Source organism: Pseudoalteromonas sp. C2R02, assembly GCF_018860845.1.
Classification (GTDB): domain Bacteria; phylum Pseudomonadota; class Gammaproteobacteria; order Enterobacterales; family Alteromonadaceae; genus Pseudoalteromonas.
Genome location: NZ_JAHKQC010000030.1, coordinates 91,947 through 109,333 on the forward strand (window position 1 = coordinate 91,947; position 17,387 = coordinate 109,333).

The window sequence follows — 17,387 nt, forward strand, 5'->3', positions numbered from 1 at the left end:
TCCCTTAATTAGTAAATTTATTCTCAGGGACTAAGCTCGTAAATCTTTAACAGCTTTATCTAAAACACCGTTAACAAATTTATGACTGTCTTCAGCACCAAATAACTTAGCTAGTTCAATTGATTCATTGATTGCTACTTTATATGGGACATCTTCACGGAATTTAAGTTCATATCCAGATAAACGTAAAATCGCTTTTTCAACCATGTCTAAGTCATCAAAAGGACGTGCTAAATGAGGTGATAAAAGCTCATCTAACTGAGCATGATGTACAGAAACACCACGTGCTAAGTCTTTGAAGTACTCAACATCCATTTTAGTAACATCATTTTCTAAAAGCATATGTTGTTCAATCGTAGCAATTGCATTACCGCTTAATTGCCAAGAATAAATTGCTTGCAACGCTAATACGCGTGCTTTACGTCTTGCAGCTGGTTTCACTAGGAATCCTTAAATTTTATCTAATACATTAACCATTTCTAGCGCACCTAAAGCAGCTTCGCCACCTTTGTTGCCCATTTTAGTACCTGCACGCTCAATCGCTTGCTCTATGCTTTCTGTTGTTAGTACACCAAATGCAACAGGAATATCATAGTTTAGAGATACTTGCGCTAAGCCTTTATTTGACTCACCAGCTACTAAATCGAAATGTGGTGTGCCACCTCGGATCACTACACCTAATGCAATTATTGCATCATATTCTTTTTTAGCTGCGACACGTTGTGCAGCTAATGGAAGCTCTACAGCACCTGGTACATAAACAACTGTAATATCGTCGTCACTTACATTACCAGTGCGTTTTAATACGTCTACCGCACCTTGCAATAAACTACTTCCGATAAAATCATTAAAACGAGAAATAACAATGGCAAATTTTTTGCCTGGGCACTGCATATTGCCTTCAATAATTTTCATTTATAACCTCTGAAATTGGGTTTATAGCTAGCGCGATAGCGCTATAAATAATCTGGCGCGCATTGTAACACAAAAAAACGGCTGAATTTAAATTAGCCGTTTAAATTTTTATCTAATAAAGATTAAGCTTTTGGAGGCTCAACATATTCAACTACTTCTAAGCCAAAACCTGAAATAGCATGATATTTTTTAGGTAAGCTCATTAAGCGCATTTTATGAATGCCTAAATCAGCTAAGATTTGAGAACCCACACCCACAGTACGTGATGTACCTTGGAATTTTTGTAACTGACCTGACTCACCTTTGTCTTGTGCTTCAAAAGATTTTACGATATTTGTTAGCTCATCAGTTGATTCTTGGCGACCTAATATCACTAAAGCACCACCTTGTTCTGCAATATATTTCATAGCAGAATTAAGTGTCCAGCTGCGATCAGCAACACGATCCGATTGTAAAACATCATTAAAAGTACTTTGTAAATGCACACGAACTAAAGTTGATTCATCTTGTTTTACTTCACCATTAAGTAATACATAATGTAATTGGTTGTCGATCGTATCCTGGTAAGTTACCAGATCAAAGTCACCATATTCAGTTGGTAATTTACATTTAGCAACACGCTCGATTGTCGCTTCATTTAAGTTACGATATTCAATTAAGTCAGCAATAGTACCAATTTTAAGATCGTGTTCTTTAGCAAAGATCTCTAAATCAGAACGTCGTGCCATAGTGCCATCTGCATTAAGTATCTCAACAATAACAGATGATGGCTCACAGCCCGCCAAACGTGCAATATCACAGCCAGCTTCAGTGTGTCCAGCACGTGTTAAAACGCCACCAGCTTGCGCCATAATTGGAAAAATATGACCAGGTTGTACGATATCTTCTGGCACTGCGCCTTTTGCAATGGCAGCTTGTACTGTACGAGCACGATCTGCTGCAGAAATACCTGTTGTTACACCTTTTGATGCTTCAATTGACATTGTAAAGTTTGTAGAGAAAGCTGCGCCATTTTGGCTTACCATTAATGGTAATTTAAGCTGTTCACAACGGTCTTGTGTTAATGTTAAACAAATTAAACCTCGACCATGAGTTGCCATAAAGTTGATTGCATCTGCACTAATATGCTCTGATGCCATGATTAAATCACCTTCATTTTCTCTATCTTCGTCATCCATAAGGATAACCATTTTTCCTAGTCGAATATCTTCTATTATTTCTGCTGCACTGTTTAGATTCATTGGTAACTCGCTACTTCTTATTTGATAAAGCCAGCTTGAGCTAATAGATCAAGCGATACGTTGTCTGGGGCACTTTTGGGTGCATTGTGTTCTGTTTTTGGTGCTAAGATCAATCTTTCTAAATATCTTGCAAGTTGATCAACTTCTAAATTAACCGATGTACCGACTTCAAAATCAGCAATCGTTGTTTGCTCTGCAGTATGTGGCACGATAGTTAACTTAAAACGATTATTTGTTTCTTCATCAGGGGCTGCATTAACGGTTAAACTGATCCCATCAATACATACTGAACCTTTATAAGGAATATACTTTAAAAGCTGACTAGGTGCTGATAACCAATAATCGGTTGCGCGTGCATTTTGTTCCACTGCAACGATTTTTGCAATACCATCAATATGACCTGACACTAAATGACCGCCTAATCTAGAGCTAGGTGTAAGTGCTTTTTCTAAATTTACTTTTTGCCCCATTTTATAATGTGCAAAGCCTGTTAACTCTAATGTTTCTTTTGAAACATCAGCGCTAAATGTATTTTGTTGTAATGAAACAACGGTCAAACATACGCCATTTGTTGCTATGCTATCACCTAACTTTACATCACTAAAATCAAGTGTGTCTGTATAAATAGTAACAGCTAAGTCACCGCCTTTATTTTGTAAGGCAGCAATACGACCCGTTGCTTCAACAATACCTGTAAACATGGTTTTACCTTATTTAGCCGACTTCTTTTTTAGAAGAGGCCGTGATTCGTATATCGTCACCTATCATAGTGACATCAGAAAATTTAAGCTGAGTAACCTGAGACATATTTTTAAATTCAGGTAAGTTAACCAGACCTTTACTGCAATCACCCAATAATTTAGGTGCAATATAAAAAATATATTGATCAACTAAATCTAATTCTGCAAATTTACCTGCTAATGTATGGCCAGCCTCTAAAAAGAGATTATTAATATTGTGAGAAGCCAACAGTGTTAATGCAATATTTAAATCTACTTTTCCATCACATTCAGGCACGAGCATATGAGTTACAAAGTGTGGCCATTGTATAGAATTATCAAGCTTAGTTGTTAAAATAATTACTGGGCTCTCAATTTCAAAAAAAGCTAAACAGGGCGTTAATCTGTTTTGCGAGTCAATTACAATGCGTATTGGCTGTCGTAACTCACTTTCATTTATATCTAACTGAGAAAAATCTGTATTTTTTAATTCTTCATAACGCACATTCATTTTAGCATTATCAACAATCACAGTATCCGCACCCGTTAATATTGCACAACTTTGGGCTCTTAAATTTTGCACATCTTTACGTGCATCAGAGCTGGTGATCCACTTACTTTGACCATTTTTTAAAGCAGTTTTACCATCTAGGCTAGATGCAAGCTTACAAGTAACAAAGGGTTTTTCTGTTTTCATTCTTGTTAAAAAACCTGGGTTAAGTGCTATCGCTTCTTGCTCCATTAAACCATACGCGGTTTCAATACCAGCTTGCTCTAATATTGCCAAGCCTTTTCCACTTACTTGTGGATTAGGATCAACCATAGCTGCTATAACTTTTATAACACCTGCTTTTTTTAAACCTTCAGCACAAGGCGGCGTACGCCCATAATGACTACAAGGCTCTAAAGTGACATAAGCCGTCGCACCTTGAGTTTTGTCACCCGCCATAGCAATGGCGTTGACTTCCGCATGCCCTTGCCCGGCTTTAACATGATAGCCTTCGCCAACAACTTGATTATTTTTAACTAAAACACAACCCACATTTGGGTTAGGTGTAGTGGTATAACGACCTTTTTTTGCCAGTTCAATAGCTCTGGCCATGTAAATATGGTCTTCAGGAGTAAACTGCACTTTTTATCATTCCTAACAAAATCATTGCCACTAAGTGGCATTAAATAAATTTGTGTAGCAAATTTATTCGCCTAAGCGCGCAATTTCTTCACCAAACTCTTTGATATCTTCAAATGAGCGATAAACAGAAGCAAAACGTACATAAGCTACTTTATCTAATTTTTTTAATGAATCCATAATAAATTCACCAACTAAGTGACTTGATATTTCTCTTTCACCTGTGGCTCTTAACCGAGATTTTATTGCATGTACGACATCATCTACTTGTTGTGTACTGACAGGTCTTTTTTCTAGCGCACGATTGAGTCCATTTAATAATTTATCTTCATTAAACGGTTCCCTGCTACCATCTTGCTTTACGACACGTGGCATCACCAATTCAGCAGTTTCAAATGTCGTATAACGTTCATGACAATCATTACATTCGCGACGACGACGTACTTGATGGCCATTACCTACCAAACGAGAGTCAATCACCTTAGTATCTTTTGCTGAACAAAATGGGCAGTACATAATAAAAATTCTCAACTTTGATAATAAATAAAACCCTAGAAACAAATAAGGCCGCTAAAAAGCGGCCTTATAATAACATAGCTATTGCTAATTATGCATAAACCGGAAGTTTTGCACAGATAGCTTTAACTTTTTCTTTTACGTCAGCTTGAACAGTAACATCTTCGATATTATCTAAAACGTCACAGATCCAGCCAGCAAGTTCTTTAGATTCAGCTTCTTTAAAACCGCGACGCGTGATCGCAGGAGAACCGATACGTAAACCTGAAGTAACAAACGGAGAACGTGGATCGTTAGGTACTGAGTTTTTGTTTACAGTAATGTTTGCATTACCTAAAGCAGCATCAGCATCTTTACCTGTGATATCTTTATCAATCAGGTCTAATAAGAATAAGTGGTTTTCAGTTTTACCAGAAACAACTTTGTAGCCACGTTCTTGTAAAACAGCAACCATAGCCTGTGCATTTTTAACAACTTGCGCTTGGTAAGTTTTAAATTCAGGTTGTAAAGCTTCTTTAAAAGCAACCGCTTTAGCAGCGATGATGTGACATAAAGGTCCACCTTGGCCACCAGGGAAAACTGCACTGTTTAATTTTTTGTAGATAGCTTCATCGCCACATGCTGAGATGATTAAACCGCCACGTGGACCAGCTAATGTTTTATGTGTTGTAGTTGTTACAACGTGAGCATGCTCAACTGGATTAGGGTAAACACCTGCAGCAATAAGACCAGCAACGTGAGCCATATCAACGAATAAGTAAGCACCTACTTTATCAGCGATTTCACGGAACTTAGCCCAATCTACGATACCTGAATATGCAGAAAAACCACCGATGATCATTTTTGGCTTATGCTCTAATGCTAATGCTTCAACTTGTGCGTAATCGATTTCGCCAGTTGCTTCATTTAGTCCGTACTGAACAGCATTGTATAATTTACCTGAGAAACTAACGTGAGAACCGTGAGTTAAGTGACCACCGTGAGCAAGGCTCATACCTAAAACAGTATCGCCAGCTTCTAATAAAGCCAAGAAAACAGCTGCATTTGCTTGAGAACCAGCATGTGGTTGTACGTTTGCGTATTCAGAACCAAATAACTCATTAGCACGATCAATTGCTAACTGCTCAACAACATCAACATGCTCACAACCACCGTAGTAACGCTTACCTGGGTAACCTTCAGCATATTTATTAGTTAACTGAGAACCTTGTGCTTCAAGAACACGCGGGCTACAGTAGTTTTCTGATGCGATTAGTTCAATATGCTCTTCTTGACGAGCGGTTTCTTTTTGAATGGCATCGAATAACTCAGAATCGAAGTCAGCTATGTTCATGTTACGTTCTAACATGGTATCTCCTAATAAAAGATAAAGGTGCAAATATGTACGAAGTTTGAGGCGCTATTGTACGCATTTTATATGCGTTTGCCCATAGCAAGTACATATGGATTAAGTGAGTATATTTAAACAGGGATTGAAAAATTTTCACAGTGCTTTTGATATGATGTTTTTTTATCACTTACATAAAAAAAACAAATAAATAACAAACTAACATTTATAAAATTAATGTTTTATTGTTGTTATTGAGATGACTCGCTATTCCCTCTTCATTTTTTGTAAATTAATTTCATAAAACGCTCTGTACAATACGGTAGGTAGTTAATGTATCTAAATATAATCCTGCAAAGGAATTGTTCAGCAATAGTCTCTATGCACACCTCTAACCGGTACTGTTTATTAATAGCTAAATCAGTTATTTTATAAAGTGCAATATATGATACTAAACGTACTTTTCATGCTAAAAACAACAATACCTTTCATTTGCGGCGCACTGTTCAGTGCACCAATTTATTATTATGTATTTGATAATAACTTAGCAGAAACACCAGTTAACAAAATTGAGCGCCAGATAGCGCCTTCTCTCAAAATAGAACAGCCAAGCGAAATGACGCAACCACTAAATAATGCAACTAATGAACAAGCTTTATTAGAGAAAATATCAATGTTGGAACAAAAATTAGCAGATGAACGCGAGACTCATAAAACCGAAATAGCAGAAATAACAGCTGGCGTCATGAGCGAATTAGAAAAACGAGTAAAAGAAATTGAACTTGATGCCCACCAGCAACTAAATGCAATTATGAAAAAGCTTCAAAAACCAAATGATAATCACTTTGCCGAGCAGCATTTAGCACAAAATAGAGATTCTAACTGGGCAGAACAAACAGAAACTCAAATCCAAGATTTTTTTGCTACCCATGACTACCTCGAACATATCACACTAAATAACATTGATTGTCGCCAAACACTTTGTAAAATTAACTACGATATAAGTGATAAATTTGAAACCCCTCATTTATTTGAACACCAACTTAAAAATGCGCCTTGGCATAAAAAATTTGGTAGTAGCCAATCAACGAACTCTCAAGGAAAAGTGATTTTATTTGTCGAAAAACAAAGTAACTCACTTTAACATGCATACATGTTTGCTTAATTACGTCATATTAATCTAAAATATCGACAATATTCATTTTCCTCTAATAAAAAGGTCTTGTAATGCCATTACCAGATAAGTTTATTTTTTCAATGCACCGCGTAAGTAAAGTAGTGCCACCAAAGCGTACTATTTTAAAAGATATTTCTCTGTCATTTTTCCCAGGTGCAAAAATTGGCGTATTAGGTCTAAATGGTGCAGGTAAATCTACCCTTTTACGCATCATGGCGGGTGTTGATAAAGAATTTGAAGGCGATGCAAATGCATTCCCTGATACCAAAATCGGCTACTTACCACAGGAACCTAAGCTTGATGAAAGCAAAACGGTACGTGAAGTTGTTGAAGAAGCTGTTAGTGATGTTAAAAACGCACTAACACGTCTTGATGAAGTTTATAACGAATATGCTGCTGAAGGCGCTGACTTTGATGCTTTAGCAAAAGAGCAAGGTGAATTAGAAGCAATCATTCAAGCTGGCGACGGTCATAATTTAGATAACGCACTAGAGCGTGCTGCTGATGCATTACGTTTACCTGAATGGGATCAAAAAGTATCAGTACTTTCTGGTGGTGAACGTCGTCGTGTTGCGATCTGTCGTTTATTATTAGAAAAACCAGATATGCTACTTCTTGATGAACCAACTAACCACCTTGATGCAGAGTCAGTTGCTTGGTTAGAGAAATTTTTACATGATTATGAAGGTACAGTTGTGGCTATCACCCATGATAGATACTTCCTTGATAATGTAGCAGGTTGGATTTTAGAGCTTGACCGTGGTGAAGGTATTCCATGGGAAGGTAACTACTCTTCTTGGCTTGAACAAAAAGATGCCCGCTTACAACAAGAAGCTAAATCTGAAAAGGCACGTCAAAAATCAATTGCACAAGAACTTGAATGGGTACGCTCAAATCCAAAAGGTCGCCAAGCAAAATCTAAAGCGCGTATGGCTAACTTTACTGAAATGCAACAATCCGATTACCAAAAGCGTAATGAAACTAACGAGCTGTTTATTCCTGCAGGCCCTCGCTTAGGTGATAAAGTACTTGAAGTATCTAACTTGAAAAAGAGCTACGGTGATCGTTTATTAATTGATGATTTAAGCTTTACAGTACCTAAAGGTGCTATCGTTGGTATTATCGGTGCCAATGGTGCAGGTAAATCAACTTTATTCAGAATGCTAAATCAAGATGAGAAAGCTGACTCTGGTGACATCGTAGTAGGTGAAACCGTTCAATTAGCAACTGTAGATCAATTCCGTGATGATTTAGATGGTTCAAAAACAGTTTATGAAGAATTATCAGACGGTCAAGATATCTTAAAAATTGGTAACTTTGAAATACCAAGCCGCGCTTATGTAAGTCGTTTTAACTTTAAAGGTAATGACCAGCAAAAGTTTGTTAAAGATTTATCTGGTGGTGAGCGCAACCGTTTACACTTAGCAAAATTATTGAAAGCCGGCGGTAACTTTATCCTACTGGATGAGCCTACCAATGACTTAGATATCGAAACTTTACGTGCCCTTGAGAATGCAATTTTAGAATTCCCTGGTTGTATCATGTGTATCTCGCATGACCGTTGGTTCTTAGATCGCATCGCAACACATATTCTTGATTACCGTGATGAAGGTCAAATCAACTTCTACGAAGGTAACTACACTGAATATGAAGCTTGGTTCAAGAAAACTTATGGTGCAGAAGCTGCGCAACCTAAGCGTATTAAGTATAAAAAAATAGGCTAAACATTTTTTTATACACAAATTATTTAAAACCCCATTTATGGGGTTTTTTTATATCTAAAAGTGTAAAAACTTTTTTAACATCTACACAGTAAAATTCAGCAATTTAAAATCTAACTGCTAAGCTTTTATTTACGGTCTTTGCTAAACAGGTCTTGAATTGCCTATGAAAATAAAACCCTTTATTTTCTTTGTCATTTTGCTTTCAAGCAATGCCAGTGATGCTGCAATTTATAAATGTGTGGTAAATGGCACTATCATGTTTAGCGAAAGCCCCTGTGGTAATGAATCTGAAGAAATAGACTTAACTCCCCCACCAGTACTCAGGCATAACTCTCATACAAGTTACGGTAGTAGCGTTAAAAATATGGTTGGTTATGTAAAAATTGACGAGCTTAAACGCGACATTCAAATACTTGAAAGACGCATTAAATTTTTAAACCAACAAAAAACTGCTGATTTACTCAATATAGACAAAGAAGTCACCTTAGCACGCCAGCAAAAAATGGATAAGAACCATATCAAAATCGCGAAACAAAAGGCTGTTATGAGTGTTAACAAGCTTTATAAAAATAAAATTTATGCAGCTAAACGTAAAATTAGTAAATTAAAAAAAGAAGTCTCTATTGCTTTAAATCAAAAAGTACAAGCATCTCACACTCAGCAAACAAACAGTAAACCTGATGCTTATATCGATAGAGTAAGTCAAAAACAAAAATATATTCAACAAATCAAACAGGTTGAAAAACAAATTAAATCTTTAGAAAAGCAACTCATTAACCAAGTTAGAAAAGTAAAACAGAAACAAGTTTCTGGTAAATTAAGCGCCACCAGTAAAATGCAACTTAGCGTGGAGTTGGATTTAACTAAAAAAAAATATAGAAATATGATTTCTCAACACAAAACTAAGTTGCGTAATCTTCAAATAAAAAAACTACAAGAAAATTAAAAGGATGAGAGATGGCTACACCTTTTATATTTAAGCCTGCTGTTAAATTGATGAGCAATTTAACTTTTACAGTTAAATTTACCATGATAATTATCATATTTAGCCTTCCTTTAGCTGTTTTAGGCTTTGCTTTAGTTGATGAAGTTCAAAATAATATAAAAACATCAAAAATAGAGCTTAAAGGCTTAGAAGTTGTAAAGTACACATATGAGTTACTCTTCTGGGTAGCTGATTTTAGAGATTACGCCATGTTACAGCGCGTTAATTCCTCCCCTACAATAAAAGTCATTGCAAATGATAAAAAAAACCTTGTTGACCAGTCATTATCTGAATTAAAAAACTTTTTAATTCAAAACCATTTAGACAGTGACAAAATACAAGCCCAAGTAGATAAAATAAATCGACGCTGGCAGGTGTTATCTAACACAACTGCAGGTGTTCAAGGCGGGCCTAATATTCAATTTTTTCATTATGATGAAATAGTGCAAGAAATGGAAATTTTAGTAAGAGCCATAACCTACGACAGTAAGTTAGCCCACGACCCTAATTTAACAAACTTCTTTTTAATAAATATGCTACTAAATGATATTCCTTTATTAAATCGCAATTTGGGAAGATTAAGAGCTTATGGCAGTTATGCACTGAGTATGCCTTCTATTGATTTTCATTCTTACACCTTACTTGACCAAGTTTATGACGATTTGATTCAAGCAACGTCTTTAGCCGAATACAGTATGGCTTTTGTAAAAGATACAGCCTTAGAAGATAACACGGAACTTGCGAGTTATATCGATAATACAATTGATAAAAGCCATGAACTCATGGACTACTTTTATATCAATATAATTGAAGCCGAGGCAGTAAAGGTTAACTGGCAAGAGTTTTTCAGCTACAGCAGTAGCAGCCTGATCACTGTTTATCAGTTCAGTCAAAAAATTATTCCATTAGTGGAAGATAAATTAGAAGAACATATAAAACAGCAAGAGCATAAGCTTCTTTTATTTCTGTCTTTTTCCATATTATTATATTTATTTGTCACTTACTTAGTTGTGGGTGTTTATTATTCTCTGCAAAATACGATTTCTCAGTTTTCATCAAAAGCACAACAACTTGCTGATGGCGACCTCAAGATACAAATTACCTATCAAACCCACGATGAAATGCAGCATGTATTTTCTGCTTTTAATAAAATGGCAAACCAGCTTCGTGAAAATCAAAATAAACTGGTAGAAGCAGAAAAAATGGCCTCTATGGGAAGGCTTATTTCTGGCGTTGCTCATGAAATGAATACCCCTTTAGGTATTGCAATTACATCTAGTTCACATATGAGTTCACAGTTTAAATCTTACCAAGAAAAATACCTAAAAGGTTCAATTACCAAAGAAGATTTTGAGCAAATGATAGCCATGGCAAGTGAGAGTAGCTTACTTATTGATAAAAATTTAAATCGCTGCTCTGGATTAATAGAGACATTCAAACAACTCAACAGCTACCATAAAGTAGATGTTTTAGAAGATATTAACTTCAACTTATTTTGTGAGCAGTTAATTAAAAAAATTCCATCAAACAATAATAACATTTGCTTTGAATTACCGACTAATACTGAGGTTACAATCAAAACAGATCGACAATTATTAGAGTTCATTTTTAATAATATTATAGATAACTGTATTTCTCATGGCCTTAATAACCATACAGGCACTATACATATCAGTATTCAACAAGATGAGAATGACACCTGTATTGAAATTCAAGATAATGGCCGAGGGCTTACTGATGAAGAGACAAAAAATATTTTTGACCCCTTTTATACTACAGCGCGAAATAAAGGAAAAATAGGCTTAGGTATGCATATCGTCTATATCATTGTTACTCAATCTCTTTATGGCACTTTATCTGTGAAAACTAACAAGCAAAATGGCACATCTATTACTTTATGTTTACCTCATTGATTATCTTTTAAAATATGCGTTATAGTGTCAGGTACAAATAATAAAAAGATAATATAGATATATGTTAATTAAAAAATGGAATTTTATTACATCACTTTCAATTCTATTGTGTATATCTTTTAATCCTTTTTCCGCCCATGCCACACCTAAAATATTAGCTGTTACCGAAGATTATCCACCTAACGCCATTGTATTAGGTGATGGTAAATTTGATGGTTTTTTAATTGAGTTAACTAACCTTATTTTCGAACAAGCCCAATTAGACAAACAAATCATTATTATACCTTGGGCAAGAGCCTATAAAACCGCAATAACAACACCCAATACACTTATTTTTGGTATGAGAAAGACAAAAAAAAGAGAAAAGCAATTTAAATGGGCTGGACCTGTATTTAAAAATTCACAAGATCCTTGGAGTAATAAAAAAGACTTTAAAATTGAGTTTTTAGCGTTAAAAGAAAATCAATATGATGTGAAGACACTCAATGATTTAAAGCAATATAATGTAAGTTCAATTAGAAATGATGCCTTAACTGAAATGCTGCTTGATAAATATCACTGGCCTAAAAAGCAAGTTTTGCAAGCCGCTGATTGGGAACAATCAATTCAATTAATGTTGCATGGTAGAGCTGATTTTGTAGCTGGATATCAAGGTTATTTTGAACTTTATTTGCAAAATAATTCAAACTCAAATAAATTAAAAAGCATCTATGAAATCCCCATTCCCAATAAAGATTACGCACTGCATTACGCTTTTAATTTTCAAACAAACGACAGTATCGTACAAAAATTTATCACAGCGAGAGATCTCGTCATGTCAGATGGCCGCTATGACAAACTTTTAAACAAGTGGCAAAACAAGCTTTCGTTATAATACCCAAGCCTCTTCAATATGTGAGTTTCAGGACTTCTAAGCAATTCATGCTCTAGGCGCACCTTTGTGTTAATGGTTACTCCCTTAAAAGAAGATGGAACAACGAGCATGAATTGCTCTGCAGTCCCCGTAGGGTTGGTTTAGAATCGCTTTATGCTGCGTTTTTGATTTTTAAAAAGGGAACAGCATTCTTTGCAATCAATGTCTTGCCTAAAGCGCTTCTAACTCCAACTGAATTCTACATATTGAAGTGGTTTGGGTATAAAACACGCTTACATAAGTAAGCGTGTTTAAAAAGATTACATGTTTTAAATCAAAGATTTTCTTCTGCAAATGAAGCTAAACGACTTCTTACAACGCCATTGAGATTAACCGTTGCACTCCCTTCAAAGTTTTTAAATCGCTCCACTAAATAAGTTAAACCTGAGGTCACTGCAGTTAAATAATTACTATCTATTTGTGCTAAATTACCGGAACAAATTAGTTTGGTGCCTTCACCACAGCGGGTAATAATCGTTTTAAGTTGTGATGCTGTTAAATTTTGACTTTCATCTAAAATCACAATTGCATTTTGAATACTACGTCCTCGCATAAAGTTAATGCTCTTAAACTGAATGTTGGCTTTTTCCATAATGTAATTACGGCTTGAAACAGGGTTTTCATCTCCTTTATGTAATACCTCTAATGAATCAGTGATCGCAGCTAGCCAAGGAGCCATTTTCTCCTCTTCTGTTCCTGGTAAAAAACCAATTGACTCTGCGATTTCAGGCGTATTTCTGGTAACGATGACTTTATCGTACATACCTTGCTCTATTACTAACTCTAAAGCACTAGCCAACGCTAATAATGTTTTACCGCAACCTGCTGGACCAGTTAAAATAACCAACTCTATATCTGGGTCAAGTAACGCTTGTAATGCCATAGACTGATATACATTTTTAGCGCGTATTCCCCATGCCATGCGCGACATTAATCGCTCAACACCTAAATCTAATAGTTTAATATGTTCATCATCAAAGCTTTCAACTCTGGCAGCAAAGTGCCCTGTTTCATCTAATAAGTACTCATTGATAAAAACATCATCAACTAAAGCGCGTGGAATTGTATGATATGTTTCTCTGCCGACTTGCTCACTTTCACACTCTTTAACTTGTTGCCAAAAGTCGCCATCTAAGCGTTTATAACCAGAACTCAGTAAACTAATATCATCTATAAGCTGATCTGTTCGATAATCTTCAACATACTCAAGCCCCGCTCCCTTGGCTTTTAATCGCATATTAATATCTTTGGTTACTAATACAACTTTTTCATTTTGATATTTACCCTGCAGATACACAGCACAATTAATAATGCGATGGTCATTTTCATTACCTGGTAGCCCAGATACGGTATCTTCATATAAGTGATCATTTACTATGGTTAGCTTACCTGCACGCTGATCGTCATCATTGCTGACCTTAGGTAAATCAACACCCGCTAGCATTTGTTCGGGGGTTGCATCTCTTAATACATCATCTAATGCTCGGATCGCGACACGCGCATCTCTGCTTACGTCTTTTTTTCTATCTTTTATATGATCTAATTCTTCTAATACTGTCATTGGAATAATGACGTCATGCTCTTGGAAGGATAAAAAAGCGAGCGGTTCATGTAGTAAAACATTGGTATCAAGTACATACATTTTATGATCAAGTGATAAATTTTTTCCCATAAATGATTTCCTTTTTTTACGCTATAATTTTTATGCTTTCCTCTAAAGTTTAGTCTATTTTTAATGAGTTACTTTTTTATGACAGTAAATTGTTTTTTTTTAGTGAAACTCAGTGCGATTGCAGTTAACATAGCCGCCCTTTTTTATGTAGGATTAGAGTAGATAAATGAATTTTTCCTTAGGTCAGCGTTGGATAAGTGATACAGAATCAGACTTGGGACTTGGAACGATAGTCGCCGTTGAAGGGCGTCATCTTTCTATATTGTTTCCAGCAACAGGCGATAGCCGCGTTTATTCAATGCAAGAAGCACCCATAACACGTGTTGCTTTTAATCTTGGGGATAAAATCCGATCTACTGAAGAATGGGAATTAACAGTTGAATCTGTCACTGATAATAATGGTATTTTAACTTATCACGGCACACGTTGTGATAATGATGAAAAAGCAGAACTTAAAGAAACATTTTTAGATCACTTTATTAAGTTTAATAAACCACAAGACAGATTATTTGCTGGGCAGGTTGACCGTTTTGATAGATACACGCTTAGATACAATACGTGGCAGTATCAGTACCAAAGCCAACAATCTGAATTAAAGGGCTTAATTGGACCTCGCGCAAGCTTGATCCCGCATCAATTATATATAGCTGAAGAAGTTGGTAAACGATTTGCACCACGTGTATTACTGTCTGATGAAGTTGGCTTAGGTAAAACCATTGAAGCTGGCATGATTTTACATCAACAAATTATCAGTGGTTTAGCTTCACGTGTATTAATTGTTGTACCAGAAAACCTACAACATCAGTGGTTAGTTGAAATGCTTCGCCGTTTTAATCTTAAATTTTCTATTTTTGATGATGAACGTTGTACTGAAGCCTATGCAGATTCACCAAATCCATTTGAAACTGAACAACTGATCTTAACTAGCTTAGAGTTTTTAACTAAGAAAAAACGCTGGTTTGAACAGGCTGCTTTAGCTGACTGGGATTTAATGATCGTTGATGAAGCCCATCACCTTATTTGGGATAAAAACAAACCCAGTACTGAATACAAACGCATTGAAGAGTTAAGCCAAGATATTAATGGTTTAATATTATTAACAGCAACACCTGATCAACTTGGTCATGAAAGTCACTTTGCCAGATTAAAACTGCTAGATCCGAGCCGTTTTTATGATTATGAAAAATTTGTAGAAGAAGAAAGTCACTATACCGAAGTTGCCGATGCAGCAAATGAATTATTAACTGATTCAGCATTATCTAATGATTCAAAATCTACATTAGTATCAATGTTAAAAGAAACTAATATTGAAGCTTTATTAAGTGAAGCTGAAAATACCAATGAGACTTATAAAAAATCTGCTCGCAGTGAAATTTTAAATATGCTGTTAGATCGCCATGGCACAGGTCGCATATTATTCAGAAACAGCCGTAGCGGCATTGAAGGATTCCCTGGTCGTACTTTACATCCTTATCCAGTTGCTATGCCAAAGCAATATGCAACTGCTATGTCAGTTATGGGTAATATGGGCGGCGTACAAAAGCCAGAAAAAAATGCATTACGCGCACTTTTCCCAGAAAAAATATTCCAAGAATTTGAAGGCAGTGATGCAAGTTGGACCAAATTTGACCCACGTGTAAACTGGTTAGTTGATAAGCTATTAGAACTTAAACGTGAAAAAGTATTGGTTATTTGTGCCCAAGCACAAACAGCACTGGCTTTAGAGCAAGAATTAAGAGAACGAGAAGCTATTAAAGCAGCGGTATTCCATGAAGGCATGAGCATCTTAGAGCGTGACCGTGCTGCCGTTTACTTCTCTGAAGATGCCCGAGATGCTGCGCAAGTATTATTATGTTCTGAGATTGGTTCTGAAGGTCGTAACTTCCAATTCTCACATAACATTGTACTGTTTGATTTACCTTTAAACCCTGACTTGTTAGAGCAAAGGATTGGTCGACTTGACCGTATAGGTCAGACTCAAGATGTTAAAATTCATGTACCTTATTTTGAAAATACCGCACAAGAAGTATTATTCCGCTGGTATCACGAAGGTCTAAATGCATTTGAGCAAACTTCAACAACAGGTCAGTTACTGTATAAAGAGTTTAGTGAAGAATTATTAGAATTTATTGCAGCTCATAACTGTGATGAAGATGAGTTAGCTCCATTACTTGAACAAGCTGCAAGTAAAAACTTACAACTTAAAAAGAAAATGGAACAAGGCCGAGATCGATTATTAGAGCTACATTCAAGTGGCCAAGGCCGTGCAAAAGAATTGGTTAAAATCATTGAAGAAAAAGATGATGAAACAGATCTTGCGATCTTTATGATCAAAGTATTCGATATCTTTGGTGTTAACCAAGAAGATAAAGGTGAAAACTCGATTATCTTAAAACCAACTGAGCATATGCTAACACCGTCTTTTCCAATGTTAAAAGATGATGGCATGACAGTGACATTTGATAGAGATACCGCTTTAGCACAAGAAGATCTTAATCTTATCAGCTGGGATCATCCTATGGTGCAAGGTTGTATGGATATGATCTGTAATGATGATTTTGGCTCAAGCTCAGTTGCTTTATTAAAGAATAAAAAGCTACCTGCAGGTAACTATTTTGTAGAGCTTATTTTTATTGCTGAAGCCAGTGCACCTAAGTCTTTACAAATGGGTCGCTTTTTACCACCAACGCCTGTTCGTATACTTTTAGATAAAACAGGTAATGATTTAGCCGGTAATGTCAGTTTTGATCAGTTTAACCAACAGTTATCAGCTGTGGGCCGTCAAACGGCAAGTAAACTTGCGGGTGCTTTACAAAGTGCAGTACACCCTTTGATCACCAATGCGACTGGTAAAGCAGAGCTACAGTTAGCTGAACTAAAACAGCAGGCAACCGCAAAAATGCAAGTATCTATGAAAGAAGAGATCGAACGATTAACGGCATTGAAAAAAATCAATCCTAATATTCGTGATGAAGAAATTAACTTCTTTACAAAACAAGCAAGTGATTTAGAAGCATATATAGATAAATCACAACTTAAATTAGATGCTATTCGCTTAATCGTGGTAACACACTAAGCAGTGCGTACACGGAAATTATCCGTGTACAACTAAATTAATTAGTAAGTTGATCCCGTAGTAAGTTAATATTGCATTAA

At 35.9% G+C, this 17,387-nt stretch carries 14 protein-coding genes; 6 read left to right on the top strand and 8 right to left on the bottom strand.

The window, feature by feature from the left end; genetic code table 11:
• Positions 1–30 precede the first annotated feature (30 nt).
• The 7 genes from nusB to glyA all read right to left on the bottom strand — a co-directional run bounded on the left by nusB (position 31) and on the right by glyA (position 5,868).
• Positions 31–441: a transcription antitermination factor NusB gene (gene nusB, locus KO527_RS12020; protein WP_216040539.1), complete on the bottom strand. Its 411-nt coding sequence runs from the start codon at positions 439–441 to the stop codon at positions 31–33.
• 9 nt (positions 442–450) lie between these two features.
• Entirely contained in the window at positions 451–915 is a 465-nt protein-coding gene (gene ribE, locus KO527_RS12025) for a 6,7-dimethyl-8-ribityllumazine synthase (protein WP_042147445.1), read from the bottom strand.
• A 122-nt stretch (positions 916–1,037) separates the two neighbouring features.
• Positions 1,038–2,156 carry a bifunctional 3,4-dihydroxy-2-butanone-4-phosphate synthase/GTP cyclohydrolase II gene (gene ribBA, locus KO527_RS12030; RefSeq protein WP_216040540.1) on the bottom strand — a complete coding sequence of 373 codons (1,119 nt, stop codon included), beginning with the start codon at positions 2,154–2,156 and terminating at the stop codon, positions 1,038–1,040.
• Between the two features lie 17 nt (positions 2,157–2,173).
• On the bottom strand, positions 2,174–2,857 hold the full coding sequence (locus tag KO527_RS12035; protein ID WP_216040541.1) for a riboflavin synthase: 684 nt from the start codon (positions 2,855–2,857) through the stop codon (positions 2,174–2,176).
• 13 nt (positions 2,858–2,870) lie between these two features.
• The gene (ribD, locus tag KO527_RS12040; RefSeq protein WP_216040569.1) at positions 2,871–3,977 is read right to left on the bottom strand and encodes a bifunctional diaminohydroxyphosphoribosylaminopyrimidine deaminase/5-amino-6-(5-phosphoribosylamino)uracil reductase RibD; all 1,107 of its coding nucleotides are present in this window, start codon (positions 3,975–3,977) and stop codon (positions 2,871–2,873) included.
• 93 nt (positions 3,978–4,070) lie between these two features.
• Positions 4,071–4,520 carry a transcriptional regulator NrdR gene (gene nrdR / locus KO527_RS12045; RefSeq protein ID WP_216040542.1) on the bottom strand — a complete coding sequence of 150 codons (450 nt, stop codon included), beginning with the start codon at positions 4,518–4,520 and terminating at the stop codon, positions 4,071–4,073.
• A gap of 91 nt (positions 4,521–4,611) precedes the next feature.
• A complete protein-coding gene (gene glyA, locus KO527_RS12050; RefSeq protein WP_216040543.1) occupies positions 4,612–5,868 on the bottom strand; it encodes a serine hydroxymethyltransferase in 1,257 nt (418 codons plus the stop codon).
• Positions 5,869–6,292: 424 nt separating this feature from the next.
• Here glyA and KO527_RS12055 point away from each other — a divergent pair, with 424 nt between their 5' ends.
• The 5 genes from KO527_RS12055 to KO527_RS12075 all read left to right on the top strand — a co-directional run bounded on the left by KO527_RS12055 (position 6,293) and on the right by KO527_RS12075 (position 12,520).
• A complete protein-coding gene (locus tag KO527_RS12055; protein ID WP_216040544.1) occupies positions 6,293–6,991 on the top strand; it encodes a hypothetical protein in 699 nt (232 codons plus the stop codon).
• Between the two features lie 83 nt (positions 6,992–7,074).
• Positions 7,075–8,748, top strand: coding sequence for an energy-dependent translational throttle protein EttA (gene ettA, locus KO527_RS12060; protein WP_216040545.1), 1,674 nt, complete (start codon positions 7,075–7,077; stop codon positions 8,746–8,748).
• Positions 8,749–8,911: 163 nt separating this feature from the next.
• On the top strand, positions 8,912–9,694 hold the full coding sequence (locus KO527_RS12065) for a DUF4124 domain-containing protein (RefSeq protein ID WP_216040546.1): 783 nt from the start codon (positions 8,912–8,914) through the stop codon (positions 9,692–9,694).
• Positions 9,695–9,705: 11 nt separating this feature from the next.
• Positions 9,706–11,646, top strand: coding sequence for a HAMP domain-containing sensor histidine kinase (locus KO527_RS12070; protein ID WP_216040547.1), 1,941 nt, complete (start codon positions 9,706–9,708; stop codon positions 11,644–11,646).
• A gap of 61 nt (positions 11,647–11,707) precedes the next feature.
• Positions 11,708–12,520: a transporter substrate-binding domain-containing protein gene (locus KO527_RS12075; protein WP_216040548.1), complete on the top strand. Its 813-nt coding sequence runs from the start codon at positions 11,708–11,710 to the stop codon at positions 12,518–12,520.
• A 313-nt stretch (positions 12,521–12,833) separates the two neighbouring features.
• On the opposite strand, the gene KO527_RS12080 is transcribed toward KO527_RS12075, so the two are convergent.
• Entirely contained in the window at positions 12,834–14,231 is a 1,398-nt protein-coding gene (locus tag KO527_RS12080; protein WP_216040549.1) for a PhoH family protein, read from the bottom strand.
• A gap of 166 nt (positions 14,232–14,397) precedes the next feature.
• Between KO527_RS12080 and rapA the strand changes: the two genes are divergently transcribed.
• Complete coding sequence (gene rapA / locus KO527_RS12085; protein WP_216040550.1) at positions 14,398–17,307, top strand: RNA polymerase-associated protein RapA; 2,910 nt, start codon at positions 14,398–14,400, stop codon at positions 17,305–17,307.
• Positions 17,308–17,387: the final 80 nt, after the last annotated feature.

Excerpts from the sequence above, each read along its gene's own strand:
- ribE (WP_042147445.1), bottom strand. The coding sequence starts at position 915 with ATGAAAATTATTGAAGGCAATATGCAGTGCCCAGGCAAAAAATTTGCC.
- ribBA (WP_216040540.1), bottom strand. The coding sequence starts at position 2,156 with ATGAATCTAAACAGTGCAGCAGAAATAATAGAAGATATTCGACTAGGA.
- KO527_RS12035 (WP_216040541.1), bottom strand. The coding sequence starts at position 2,857 with ATGTTTACAGGTATTGTTGAAGCAACGGGTCGTATTGCTGCCTTACAA.
- ribD (WP_216040569.1), bottom strand. The coding sequence starts at position 3,977 with ATGGCCAGAGCTATTGAACTGGCAAAAAAAGGTCGTTATACCACTACA.
- nrdR (WP_216040542.1), bottom strand. The coding sequence starts at position 4,520 with ATGTACTGCCCATTTTGTTCAGCAAAAGATACTAAGGTGATTGACTCT.
- glyA (WP_216040543.1), bottom strand. The coding sequence starts at position 5,868 with ATGTTAGAACGTAACATGAACATAGCTGACTTCGATTCTGAGTTATTC.
- KO527_RS12055 (WP_216040544.1), top strand. The coding sequence starts at position 6,293 with ATGATACTAAACGTACTTTTCATGCTAAAAACAACAATACCTTTCATT.
- ettA (WP_216040545.1), top strand. The coding sequence starts at position 7,075 with ATGCCATTACCAGATAAGTTTATTTTTTCAATGCACCGCGTAAGTAAA.
- KO527_RS12065 (WP_216040546.1), top strand. The coding sequence starts at position 8,912 with ATGAAAATAAAACCCTTTATTTTCTTTGTCATTTTGCTTTCAAGCAAT.
- KO527_RS12070 (WP_216040547.1), top strand. The coding sequence starts at position 9,706 with ATGGCTACACCTTTTATATTTAAGCCTGCTGTTAAATTGATGAGCAAT.
- KO527_RS12075 (WP_216040548.1), top strand. The coding sequence starts at position 11,708 with ATGTTAATTAAAAAATGGAATTTTATTACATCACTTTCAATTCTATTG.
- KO527_RS12080 (WP_216040549.1), bottom strand. The coding sequence starts at position 14,231 with ATGGGAAAAAATTTATCACTTGATCATAAAATGTATGTACTTGATACC.
- rapA (WP_216040550.1), top strand. The coding sequence starts at position 14,398 with ATGAATTTTTCCTTAGGTCAGCGTTGGATAAGTGATACAGAATCAGAC.